Origin of the sequence: Streptomyces sp. NPDC057743, assembly GCF_042798755.1 — a bacterium.
GTDB lineage: Bacteria > Actinomycetota > Actinomycetes > Streptomycetales > Streptomycetaceae > Streptomyces.
Genome location: NZ_JBHVJX010000002.1, coordinates 343883 through 355503, shown reverse-complemented (window position 1 = coordinate 355503; position 11621 = coordinate 343883). Strand labels below are relative to the sequence as shown.

Below are 11621 nucleotides of genomic sequence, written 5' to 3'. Positions count from 1 at the left end.
GCCGCTCAGCGACCGCTCAGGGCCCTCAGGCCGGCACCACGTCCTGGGTGAGGCGCCGTCGGCGCAGCAGGCCGGCCAGCGCGTCGGCGAACGCCACCGGGTCCAACGGATGGGTCACCGCGGCCTCCGCGCGGCTCCAGGTGGCCAACCAGGCGTCCTGTGGGCGGCCGATGAGCAGCAGCACCGGCGGGCACTGGAAGATCTCGTCCTTGATCTGCCGGCAGACGCCCATGCCGCCCGCCGGCGCGGTCTCGCCGTCCAACACGCAGACGTCGACGCCGCCCTGCTCCAGGGCTTCCAGGACGGCCGGGGCGGTCGCGCACTCCAGGATCTCGATCTGCGGGGCGTCGGGGGCCGGGCGCCGTCCGGCCGCCAGCCGGACCTGCTCGCGGGTGTTGGCGTTGTCGCTGTAGACCAGCACCGTGGCAGTCGCCTGCATCGTTCCTCCACCTTTGTCGCGGCATCTACGTAGCGGCACGGCTTGTGGATCAAACCGTTGCGCGATGCTACTCCCGGACCGGGCCCCGGTAGGAGAGGTCGTACGGCCCCCGCTGGCGGTCGACGCCCCGTCAGGACCGGCTTTCCCAGGGGCCGGCGGCCGCGTGGTGCCGCGCGCTTCCCTCCATCGGGCGACCGTCGGGACGCCTCGAACGAGCAGGCCATAGGGCCTTGACACACCGAACGGCACCCCCCGGAGTGAGGGCGGGATAAGCGACCGACATAATGTCGGTCGTGGCGACAGCAACGACAGTAGATACCGGGCACGCGCACCCGTCGGTCAATCGGCCGAACCTCACCAGCGTCGGAACCATCATCTGGCTGAGTTCCGAGCTGATGTTCTTCGCGGCCCTCTTCGCGATGTACTTCACCCTCCGGTCCGTAACGGGCGAGGCGTATTGGAAGCATTCCGCCGATGCGCTCAATCTCCCGTTCTCCGCGACCAACACCACGATCCTGGTGCTCAGCTCACTGACGTGTCAGCTCGGCGTTTTCGCCGCCGAGCGCGGCGACGTCAAGAAGCTGCGCGCGTGGTTCGTGGTCACCTTCATCATGGGTGCCATCTTCATCGGCGGTCAGGTCTTCGAGTACACCGATCTGGTCAAGCACGAGGGCCTCTCGCTCTCGTCCGGCCCGTACGGCTCGGTGTTCTACCTGACCACCGGTTTCCACGGACTGCACGTGACGGGCGGTCTGATCGCCTTCCTGCTGGTCCTGGGCAGGACGTACGCGGCCAAGAGGTTCACCCACACGCAGGCCACCGCGGCCATCGTCGTGTCCTACTACTGGCACTTCGTCGATGTCGTCTGGATCGGCCTCTTCGCCACGATCTACCTGATCCGGTAACAGGTCCGGCCGGACTCGTATATCGGACAGACACAGCCAAAGCATCGACGCAGAAGATCCTGACACCGGGGTAATCCGTGAAAAAGCTCTCCGCACGACGGCGCCATCCGCTGGCGGCGCTCGTCGTCCTACTCTTCGCGCTGGCGGTCACTGGGGGGCTGTACGCCGCGTTCGCGCCGGCGGACAAGGCTCAAGCCGATGACACCGCCCAGTCTCTTGCCATCAAGGAGGGCAAGAAGCTCTTCGCCGTGGGCTGCGCAAGCTGCCACGGCACCGGCGGTCAGGGCACCTCCGACGGCCCGAGCCTGGTCGGCGTGGGCGCCGCCGCCGTCGACTTCCAGGTGGGCACCGGCCGTATGCCGGCCCAGCAGCCCGGCGCCCAGGTGCCGCGGAAGAAGAACATCTACACCAACGCGCAGATCGACCAGCTCGCGGCGTACGTCGCGTCGCTGGGCCCGGGCCCGTCCGTGCCCGACAAGACGCAGTACAGCGCGGAGGGCGCCGACGTCGCCAAGGGTGGCGAGCTGTTCCGCACCAACTGCGCGCAGTGCCACAACTTCACCGGTAAGGGCGGTGCCCTCACCAACGGCAAGTTCGCACCGACGCTGGAAGGCGTGGACCCGAAGCACATCTACGAGGCCATGCAGACCGGCCCGCAGAACATGCCCTCCTTCGGTGACGGCACGCTGAGCCCGCAGAACAAGAAGGACATCGTCGCGTACCTCGGCGCCGTCAACGGCGACAAGACCGCGACCCCGGGCGGCATGGAACTCGGTGGTCTGGGCCCGGTGACCGAAGGTCTCTTCGGCTACATCTTCGGGCTGGGTGCGTGTGTCGCGGTCGCCATCTGGGTCGCAGCCCGGACTACGAAGGCCAAGAAGTCATGAGTGAGACAGAAGAAAACCTTCCCAGTGAGCGGGAGACGACTCACGAGGGCGCGGTAGGGAAGGCGGACAACCCCTTCGCCGACCCCGGGCTGCCGCCCCACGAGCACCGCGTCCAGGACATCGACGAGCGGGCCGCCAAGCGCTCCGAGCGCACCGTCGCCATGCTCTTCACGGTGTCCATGCTCGCCACCGTCGCGTTCATCGCGTCGTACGTGGCCATTCCGATCGACAAGATCGTCTACATCTTCCCGCTCGGGCACATCAGCGGGCTGAACTTCGCGCTCGGCCTGACGCTGGGTGTGGCGCTCTTCTGCATCGGCGCCGGCGCGGTCCACTGGGCCCGCACGCTGATGTCGGACGAGGAGGTGGCGCAGGAGCGGCACCCGATCGAGGCCACCCCCGACGTCAAGGCGAAGGTCCTGGCGGACTTCGCGGAGGGCGCCAAGGAGTCGCAGCTGGGTCGGCGCAAGCTGATCCGCAACACGATGTTCGGCGCGATGGCCCTGGTGCCGCTCTCCGGCGTCGTGCTGCTGCGCGACCTCGGCCCGCTGCCCGAGAAGAAGCTGCGGACCACCGGCTGGAAGAAGGGCATCCGCCTGGTCAACCAGTCGACCAACCTCCCGCTGCGTCCCGAGGACATCGCGGTCGGCTCCCTCACGTTCGCCAAGCCCGAGGGCCTGGAGGAGAGCGACGAGGACTTCGCCAACAAGATCGCCAAGGACGCCCTGATGCTCGTGCGGATCCAGCCGCAGAACATCAAGGACAAGCAGGAACTGGCCTGGTCGCACGAGGGCATCGTGGCGTACTCGAAGATCTGCACCCACGTGGGTTGCCCGATCTCCCTGTACGAGCAGCAGACGCACCACGTGCTGTGCCCCTGCCACCAGTCGACCTTCGACCTCTCTGACGGTGGTCGCGTGATCTTCGGCCCGGCCGGTCACGCCCTGCCGCAGCTGCACATCACGGTGAAGGACGGCTATCTCGAAGCCGTAAGCGACTTCGCGGAGCCCGTCGGCCCGAGCTTCTGGGAGCGCGGATGAGTAACGAGACAACCGCGACCACCACGCGCCGTGGCCAGGCGCCGCGGGGCGAGCGGATCGCCGACTGGGCCGACGGCCGGCTGGGCATCTACAGCCTGGCGAAGTCCAACATGCGCAAGATCTTCCCGGACCACTGGTCCTTCATGTTGGGTGAGGTCGCGCTCTACAGCTTCGTCATCATCATCCTGACCGGTGTCTACCTGACGCTGTTCTTCCACCCGAGCATGGCCGAGGTCACCTACCACGGGTCCTACGTGCCGATGCACGGGATCAAGATGACCCAGGCCTTCGAGTCGACGCTGAACATCAGCTTCGACGTGCGCGGTGGTCTGCTGATCCGGCAGATCCACCACTGGGCGGCGCTGGTCTTCCTGGCCGCGATGATGGTCCACATGATGCGGGTGTTCTTCACCGGCGCGTTCCGCAAGCCGCGTGAGGTCAACTGGCTGTTCGGCTTCCTGCTGTTCGTCCTGGGCATGTTCACCGGCTTCACCGGTTACTCGCTCCCGGACGACCTGCTCTCCGGCACCGGTGTCCGCTTCATCGAGGGCGTCATCCTGGCGATGCCGCTGGTCGGCTCGTACCTGCAGATGTTCATCTTCGGTGGCGAGTTCCCCGGGCACGACATCATTCCGCGGTTCTTCACGGTGCACGTGCTGCTGCTGCCGGGCATCATGCTCGGCCTGCTGGTGGCGCACCTGATCCTGGTCTTCTACCACAAGCACACGCAGTTCCCGGGTGCCGGCAAGACCAACGACAACGTGGTCGGCATGCCGCTGCTGCCGGTCTACATGGCGAAGGCCGGAGGCTTCTTCTTCCTGGTCTTCGGTGTGATCTCGGTGATCGCCGCGGTCGCCTCCATCAACCCCGTGTGGGCCATCGGCCCGTACCGGCCTGACCAGGTGTCCACCGGTGCGCAGCCGGACTGGTACATGGGCTTCGCCGAGGGCCTGGTGCGTGTCATGCCGGGCTGGGAGTGGAACTTCTGGGGCCACACCATCAACTTCGGTGTGCTGATCCCGATCCTGGTCTTCCCGCTGGTCCTGGTCGCCATCGCGGTCTACCCGTTCATCGAGTCCTGGGTCCGCGGCGACAAGCGCGAGCACCACATCCTGGACCGCCCGCGCAACACCCCGACCCGCACCGGCTTCGGTGTGGCCTGGCTCGTCGCGTACTTCGTGATGCTGATCGGTGGCGGCAACGACCTGTGGGCGACGCACTTCCACCTGTCGATCAACTCGATCACCTGGTTCGTCCGGATCGCGTTCTTCGTCGGGCCGGTGCTGGCCTTCATCGCCACCAAGCGGATCTGCCTGGGCCTCCAGCGTCGCGACAAGGACAAGGTGCTGCACGGACGCGAGTCCGGCATCATCAAGCGCCTGCCGCACGGTGAGTTCATCGAGGTCCACGAGCCGCTCAACCAGGAGCAGCTGCACTTCCTGACCCAGCACGAGCAGCCCGAGCCGCTCGAACTCGGTCCGGAGGTCGACGAGAACGGCGTTCGGCGCAAGCTCAAGCGCACGCAGAAGCTGCGCGCCAAGCTCTCCAAGGGCTACTACGGCGAGGACAACGTCATCGCCAAGCCGACCGTCGAGGAGTACAAGGAGATCACCAGCGGCCACGGCCACCACTGATCCCCGCGGGCGCCCGCGCGCGCACCGCTGGTAGTACGCCACCCAGAGGGCCCCGTCCATTCCTGTGGACGGGGCCCTTCGGCATGCGCGGAGGTCGATAGGGTGACGACAGCGGCAAGAGACGAACCAGGAGCGTGGACCATGAACGTTGTGACCCCGGCGGGCGGCGGCAGCGTGGCGGACCGTTCCTGGCCGGTCGTCCTGAACACCCTCCTCGATGGCCAAGACCTCACCGCGGACGACACCGCCTGGGTCATGGACCGGATCATGCGCGGCCAGGCCACCGATGCGCAGATCGCCGGCTTCGCGGTCGCGCTGCGCGCCAAGGGCGAGACGGTCGCGGAGATCTCCGGCCTGGTGCGGACGATGTACGCGCACGCCAGCCTGATCGACGTGCCAGGCCCCAGCGTCGACATCGTCGGCACCGGCAGCGACGGGGCGAAGACCGTCAACATCTCCACCATGTCGGCGATCGTGGTCGCCGGCACCGGCGCCAAGGTCGTCAAGCACGGCAGCCGCGCCGCGTCCTCGGCCAGCGGCGCCTCCGACGTGCTGGAGAAGCTGGGCGTCAATCTGGACCTGAGCCCGCGCCGGGTCGTTCAGGTCGCCGAGGAGGCCGGCATCACCTTCTGCTTCGCGGCCAAGTTCCACCCCGCGCTGCGCCATGTGGCGGCCGCCCGCGGACAGTTGGGCATCCGTACGACCTTCAACGTGCTGGGGCCGCTGACCAACCCCGCCCGGGTCAAGGCCCAGGCAACCGGCGTCGCGGACGCCCGGATGGCGCCGATCCTGGCCGGGGTGCTCGCCGAGCGCGGCTCCTCCGCGCTGGTCTTCCGCGGCGACGACGGGTTGGACGAGCTGACCACGACCGCCACCTCCCGGGTGTGGATCGTGCGCGACGGCACGGTCCGCGAGGAGCCGTTCGACCCCCGGGACGTCGGCATCGGCCTGGTGCCGGTGGCGGCGCTGCGCGGCGCGGACGCGTCGTACAACGCGGAGGTGGCCCGCCGGCTGTTGGACGGCGAGACCGGCCCGGTGCGGGAGGCCGTGTTGCTCAACGCGGCGGCCGCGCTGGCCGCGTTGGAGCCGTCCGACGCCCCGTTGACCGAGCGGATCCGGGAGGGCCTCGGCAGGGCGGCCGAGTCCCTCGACTCCGGGGCGGCCAAGCGCACCCTGGAGCGCTGGGCGGCGGCCAGCAACGCCTGACGGCCGGCGGATGTGACGCAGGTCCCGGTCCGGAATGCGGACCGGGACTTGCGCACCGAAGATCGCGCGGGCAAGATTCATGCCCAGGTCACGAGTGACAGCGACACAGGCCCCGGCCCGCTGTCCGGCAACCCTCCTTCCGTGGCGGGGTGCCCCGGGTGATGACCAGGCCGCAGGCAGCGAGGTCTGCGGCAAGCGCGGATCCCTCGCCAGGGATCCTGGTCCCCGAGGGAGCCTCCCCGTGATGCAGCGAATGCGCTAGGGCCGCAGGCCCCGTTCCCGCACTCTTCAGCTCTGCTCTCCTTTCACACCGCGGTGTTGTGCCCGGCCGCTCCTCCCCGCCCCTCTCGGGCCCCGAGGACGCCCCTCACCGCGGTGAACTCGCCTACCTCTCACGGGAGTTCGCCATGTCTGTTTCCGTCGCTGCCGCCGACCGCGCCGTCTGCGCCCCGCTGCCCGTGCTGGGACGGGACGTCACCGTCCCGCTGGTGACCGGCGGCGAGGTCGACTACGCCGCGCTCGACTACGCCGCCAGCGCCCCCGCGCTCCAGCGGGTCTGGGACGACGTGGCCGGCTACGCGCCGTACTACGGCAGCGTCCACCGCGGCGCCGGCTACCTCTCCCAACTCTCCACCGACCTCTTCGAGAACAGCCGCAAGACGGTCGCCGACTTCCTCGGCTGCCGCCCCGACGACCAGCTCGTCTTCACCCGCTCCACCACCGACTCGCTGAACCTGCTGGCCGCCGCGCTGCCGCAGGGCACCCGGGTGTTCGTCTTCGAGACCGAGCACCACGCCTCGCTGCTGCCCTGGGAGCGCCGCGCGGACCTGGCCGTGACGTACCTCAACGCGCCGCGCACCCCGCGGCAGGCGGTGGACGCCCTGGAGAAGGCGCTGGCCGCCCGCGAGCCCTACGGCCCCGCGCTGGTGTGCGTCACCGGCGCCTCGAACGTGACCGGGGAGCTGTGGCCGGTACGGGAGTTGGCGGCCGCCGCGCACGCCCACGGCGCCCGGATCGTGCTGGACGCGGCCCAACTCGCCCCGCACCACCCGGTGAACCTCGCCGAACTCGACGTCGACTGGGTCGCGTTCTCCGGCCACAAGCTCTACGCGCCGTTCGGCGCCGGGGTGTTGGCCGGCCGCGCCGACTGGCTCCAGGACGCCGATCCGTACCTGGCCGGCGGGGGCGCCAGCCGGAAGGTGACCCGGCGCGCCGACGGCGGGGTGGACGTCGAGTGGCACACCACCGCCGCCCGGCACGAGGCCGGTTCCCCCAACGTCATCGGCGCCTACGCCATCGCCTCCGCCTGCCGGGCGCTCACCGAGGCCGGTTTCGAGGGCCTGGTCGCCCGCGAACAGGAGCTGATCGCCCAGGTCCGGGCGGGCCTGGCGGACGTCCCCGAAGTCCGGATCCTCTCCCTCTTCGGCGACGACGCCCCGCGGGTCGGCGTCCTCTCCTTCGTCGTCGACGGCTGGAACAGCTCGCACTTCGCCGCGGCGCTCTCCGCGGAGTACGGCATCGGCGTCCGCGACGGCCTGTTCTGCGCGCACCCCCTGGTCCGCACGCTGCTGGGCAGCGCCCCCCAGGACCCCGGCGAGTGCGGCGCCCCCGAGGCGGCCCCCGGCGAACGCTCCCTGAACGCGATCCGCGTCAGCTTCGGGGCGGGGACGCCGGACGAGCACATTGCCCGCTTCGTGCGGGCGGTCCGGGAGCTCGTCGCCGACGGGGCGCGGTGGAAGTACCGCGTGGAGGACGGTCGTTGTGTGCCGGTCGGCGCGTAGCGCCGTGGGCTTCCCACGTACTTGGCTTTCCCGCCGCGCGGGTTGCTGTCTTTGCGCCTGCGGCGCAATGCGTATCCGCTGCGCGGGGCTGTCGGGGTGGGGGGGGGGCCGGGGGGGGGGGGGGGCCGGGACTGCTTCGCTTTACGTCCGGCCCCCCCACCCCTCCGGCCCGTCCCCTCCCGTGGGTGGGTGGGAAAAGACGGTGGGTGCAACTTCCTCCCGGTGGGTCAACTCGGGCCGCTGGGTTGAGTGGTGGCCGTCAGAGGGCGCGTGGGTGTGTGAGCCCGAGCGGTGACCATTGGGGGACGCATGAGCCTGAGTGGTGACCGTCAGAGGACAAGGGCGCGTAAGTCTGCGTGGTGACCGACGGAGGACGGGCGGCCCCAGCGACCGGGCGACGGCCGTCAGGGGACCCCAACGGCCAACCCCCACCCACCAGTTATCCACCCACCCAACGGGAGGGGACGGGTCGGAGGGGCCGGTATGCCAGACGTAAAGCGAAGCAGTCTGGCATACCGGCCCCGGAGGCCCGTCACCGCAGCCGACAGCCCCGCGCAGCGGACTAACGCTCTTTGCGCCGCAGGCGCAAAGACAGCAACCCGCACGGCGGGAAAGCCAAGTACGTGGGAAGACAAGCCAAGCGCAAGCGTCACGCGTCGAGGCCGATGGAAAACGCGGCCTCAAGATCGTGTTGCGAGTACGTGCGGAACGCAATGTGCGTCTCGGTGGAGGCGACGCCGGGGACCTTGCTGATGCGGCCGGGGATGACGTCCGCGAGGTCGTCGTGGTGGGCGACCCGGACCATCGCGATGAGGTCGTGGGCGCCGGTGACCGAGTAGACCTCGCTGACGCCTTCCAGCGCGGCGATCTGCTCGGCGATCTCCGGGATCTGGTCCACGCTGGTCTTGATGAGCACGATCGACGTGATCACGGCTGGCTCTCTTCCTCGGCCGACGGTCCATTGCCCCTGGTGGCCCCCAGAGTATCCCGCCCGTAGCGGGCCCATGCGTAGAGGAATCCGAGGGCGAAGCCGACGACGTGGGCGAGGTAGGCGACGCCGGGGCCGGCCGGGTCGTGCTGGGCGGCCTGCCACTGGAGGCAGAACCAGAAGAGCAGCACGATCCAGGCGGGGAAGCGCAGCGGGAGGAAGAACAGGAACGGGAAGAGGCTGGTGACCCGGGCCCGGGGGAAGAGGAAGAGGAAGGCGCCCAGGACGCCGGAGATGGAGCCGGAGGCGCCGACCAGGGTCTGGTCCGAGTGCGCGTGCGCGGCCGCGTAGCCGATCAGGGCGAGGTAGCCGACGGTCAGGTAGAAGACGGTGAAGGGGAGCCGGCCCATCCGGGTCTCGGTCATGCCGCCGAAGACGTACAGGAAGAGGACGTTGCCGAGCAGGTGCAGCCAGCTGCCGTGCACGAAGAGTGCGGTGAGCGGGGTGAGCAGGGCCCGCGGGGAGCCCCTCCACAGTTCGAGCGGAATCACGCCCCAGTGCGCGAAGTAGGCGTTCTGGGCGCGGAGCAGGGCGGCGCCGGTGCCGTAGGTGCGGAGCAGGCCGGAGGCGGGGCCGAGCACGAAGAGCGCGCAGCACAGCGCGATCAGCACGTTCGTCATCCGTGAGAACACCGCGCGCAGCGAGTGGGCGGGGTGGGCCGGCGCCGTCATGAAGTGATCATGGCGCAATGCGGGCACACGGGACAGAGTGCCTCGCCGCGTCCCGGCTTCCGGGCGGGCCCGCGCCGGCCCCCTGCCAGGCCGTAGGGTTACAGGCAGTACGTTGCGTATTTCCGCAGTCCGGCGGCGCACCCGCGCGGGGCGCACCGCAGCACGAGTACGAAAGAGGACGACACGATGGCTGTTCCCCTGCCGACGGCGGAAACCCGGTGGCGTTGTGCGCTCTGTGGCAATCTCACCCGGTTTGATGTGACCCGCCGGTCCAAGGTGGTGGAGTACGTGCACCTGGATCTGGCCGGTGAGCCGTCGGTGGAGGAGCGCGAGGTCGTCAGCGAGACCGTGGAGTCCGTGCGCTGCCGCTGGTGCAACGCGGTCGACCAGATCGAGCTGGTGGACCGTCCGGGCGCGAGCGCCTGAGATCGGAGCGATGCAGCCGTGGTGGAACGTCCAGAAGGGGAGCCGGGGGCGGAGCGTGCGGACGCGCCCGGTCCAGTGGCCGACGAGGTGCTCGATCAGCCACTGCCCGAGGGCGTACGGCGGCGCGTTGTGGCGCTCACCGCGGAGTGGTTCGGGACGCTGACGGTCTCCGAACTCCCGCCCCCCTTGCGGCAGTACGCCCGTTTCACCCCGAGTCGTCGGGCCAAGTTCGCGGGGAACGCGATGGCTGCGGCGCTGGAGGGCGACGCGGTGTTCCGGCAGCGGATCGCGGGCAAGCTGCGGCAGGCGCAGCCGGAGCTCGCCGAGGCGCTGGAGCAGGGGACCCTGCCGGCCGCCGCCGATCCGCTGGACGTCGCGGCGGCGGCGTATGTGCTGCGTCCCGAGGGCTGGGTCAAGCTGGTCGCGGCGGCCGGCGAGGAGGCGCAGCGGGCGCGCGCCGAGCGGGCCGGCGAGGAGGCCGAGCGGGAGTTGGCCCGGCTGCGCGAGGAGTTGGCGCAGGCGCGCGGCGAGGCGCGGAGCGAGGCGGACCGGGTCCGGGCGGACCTGGAGGCGGTCCGCAAGGAGAACGAGTCGTTGCAGCGGAAGCTGCGCAGCGCGCTCAGCGACATCCGGCGTGGGGAGGCCGCGGTCCGCAAGGCCGAGGCCGCGCTGACCGAGGCCCGGGAGCGGGCGGCGACCGACAAGGCGGCGGCGGACAGCGAGGTGCGCCGGCTCAAGGCCCGCATCGCGGAGGCCGAGGCGGCGTTGGAGGCCAGCCGGCGGTCGGCCCGCGAGGGGCGCAGCGTGGAGGACATGCGGCTGCGGCTGCTGCTGGACACGGTGTTGGACGCGGCGCAGGGGCTGCGGCGGGAGCTGGCGCTGCCGCCGGCCGCGGCGCGCCCCGCGGACACCGTCGAGGCGGTCGCGCCGGGCCGGATGACGCCCAAGGACATCGCGACCCGGGCGCTGTCGGAGACCGATCCGGCGCTGCTGGACCAGCTGTTGGCGCTGCCCCAGGCGCATCTGGTCGTCGACGGCTACAACGTCACCAAGACCGGCTATCCGACGATGCCGTTGGAGAAGCAGCGGCTGCGGCTGCTGGGCGGGTTGGCGGTGCTGGCGGCCCAGACCGGTGCGGAGATGACGTGCGTCTTCGACGGGGCGGAGTTGGCCGCGCCGGTGTTGTTGGCGCCGCCGCGCGGGGTGCGGGTGCTGTTCAGCAAACCGGGCGTGACGGCCGACGAGTTGATCCGTCAGCTGGTGCGGGCCGAGCCGGCCGGCCGCCCGGTGGTGGTGGTCTCCTCGGACCGCGAGGTGGCCGACGGCGTCGCCAAGGCGGGGGCCCGGCCGGTCGCATCCGCCTTGCTGCTCAAGCGACTTGCTCGAACCTGACATTTCGTGCGTGGACCGGAATATCGCCGGGGGTCTTCGCCCGCGCTTCGTATCGGAGCGTCAAATGCCGCTTACTGGCCGTGTGATGTTGGTAAAAGTTGGGGTCGGCGGTACGGAATTTTCCCGGGAGGATTTGAAGCGATCACAACTCGGTTACTAAGGTCGGGCCTCGAACCTTCATACAGGTGATCATCCACCCGGGATGGTCAGTGAAGGTACCGCCGAGTCCGCGGCGTTCGCGCGGAGCCGGGG

The 11621-nt window shown here is 70.0% G+C and carries 11 protein-coding genes and 1 riboswitch; of the genes, 8 read left to right on the top strand and 3 right to left on the bottom strand.

Annotated features, from left to right (window positions below):
- Window positions 1–25: 25 nt before the first annotated feature.
- Window positions 26–439, bottom strand: a complete 414-nt coding sequence (locus ACFVFQ_RS03615; RefSeq protein ID WP_383407937.1) for a hypothetical protein — start codon at window positions 437–439, stop codon at window positions 26–28.
- 284 nt (window positions 440–723) lie between these two features.
- Between ACFVFQ_RS03615 and ACFVFQ_RS03610 the strand changes: the two genes are divergently transcribed.
- The 6 genes from ACFVFQ_RS03610 (at window position 724) to ACFVFQ_RS03585 (ending at window position 7892) form a co-directional block, all read left to right on the top strand.
- Window positions 724–1344: a heme-copper oxidase subunit III gene (locus tag ACFVFQ_RS03610; RefSeq protein WP_274916096.1), complete on the top strand. Its 621-nt coding sequence runs from the start codon at window positions 724–726 to the stop codon at window positions 1342–1344.
- A gap of 77 nt (window positions 1345–1421) precedes the next feature.
- Window positions 1422–2231 (top strand): c-type cytochrome, encoded by an 810-nt coding sequence (locus ACFVFQ_RS03605; RefSeq protein ID WP_383407934.1) that lies wholly within the window; start codon window positions 1422–1424, stop codon window positions 2229–2231.
- Window positions 2228–3271 carry a Rieske 2Fe-2S domain-containing protein gene (locus tag ACFVFQ_RS03600; protein WP_383407931.1) on the top strand — a complete coding sequence of 348 codons (1044 nt, stop codon included), beginning with the start codon at window positions 2228–2230 and terminating at the stop codon, window positions 3269–3271. The genes ACFVFQ_RS03605 and ACFVFQ_RS03600 overlap by 4 nt, the downstream gene beginning before the upstream one ends.
- Window positions 3268–4905, top strand: a complete 1638-nt coding sequence (locus ACFVFQ_RS03595; RefSeq protein WP_383407928.1) for a cytochrome bc complex cytochrome b subunit — start codon at window positions 3268–3270, stop codon at window positions 4903–4905. Before ACFVFQ_RS03600 ends, ACFVFQ_RS03595 begins: the two co-directional genes overlap by 4 nt.
- Before the next feature lie 141 nt (window positions 4906–5046).
- Window positions 5047–6111: an anthranilate phosphoribosyltransferase gene (gene trpD / locus ACFVFQ_RS03590; RefSeq protein WP_383407925.1), complete on the top strand. Its 1065-nt coding sequence runs from the start codon at window positions 5047–5049 to the stop codon at window positions 6109–6111.
- A gap of 86 nt (window positions 6112–6197) precedes the next feature.
- Window positions 6198–6315, top strand: a riboswitch (SAM riboswitch).
- A gap of 203 nt (window positions 6316–6518) precedes the next feature.
- Window positions 6519–7892, top strand: a complete 1374-nt coding sequence (locus ACFVFQ_RS03585; protein ID WP_383407922.1) for an aminotransferase class V-fold PLP-dependent enzyme — start codon at window positions 6519–6521, stop codon at window positions 7890–7892.
- Between the two features lie 649 nt (window positions 7893–8541).
- On the opposite strand, the gene ACFVFQ_RS03580 is transcribed toward ACFVFQ_RS03585, so the two are convergent.
- Together ACFVFQ_RS03580 and ACFVFQ_RS03575 are read right to left on the bottom strand one after the other, a co-directional pair.
- Window positions 8542–8823, bottom strand: coding sequence for an Lrp/AsnC ligand binding domain-containing protein (locus ACFVFQ_RS03580; RefSeq protein ID WP_248011558.1), 282 nt, complete (start codon window positions 8821–8823; stop codon window positions 8542–8544).
- Window positions 8820–9551 (bottom strand): rhomboid family intramembrane serine protease, encoded by a 732-nt coding sequence (locus ACFVFQ_RS03575; RefSeq protein WP_383407918.1) that lies wholly within the window; start codon window positions 9549–9551, stop codon window positions 8820–8822. Before ACFVFQ_RS03575 ends, ACFVFQ_RS03580 begins: the two co-directional genes overlap by 4 nt.
- Window positions 9552–9737: 186 nt before the next feature.
- On the opposite strand from ACFVFQ_RS03575, the gene ACFVFQ_RS03570 reads away from it, so the two are divergent.
- Both ACFVFQ_RS03570 and ACFVFQ_RS03565 read left to right on the top strand, forming a co-directional pair.
- A complete protein-coding gene (locus ACFVFQ_RS03570) occupies window positions 9738–9977 on the top strand; it encodes a hypothetical protein (RefSeq protein WP_376565916.1) in 240 nt (79 codons plus the stop codon).
- Window positions 9978–9995: 18 nt separating this feature from the next.
- Window positions 9996–11369: an NYN domain-containing protein gene (locus ACFVFQ_RS03565; RefSeq protein ID WP_383407915.1), complete on the top strand. Its 1374-nt coding sequence runs from the start codon at window positions 9996–9998 to the stop codon at window positions 11367–11369.
- The last annotated feature ends 252 nt before the right edge of the window (window positions 11370–11621 follow it).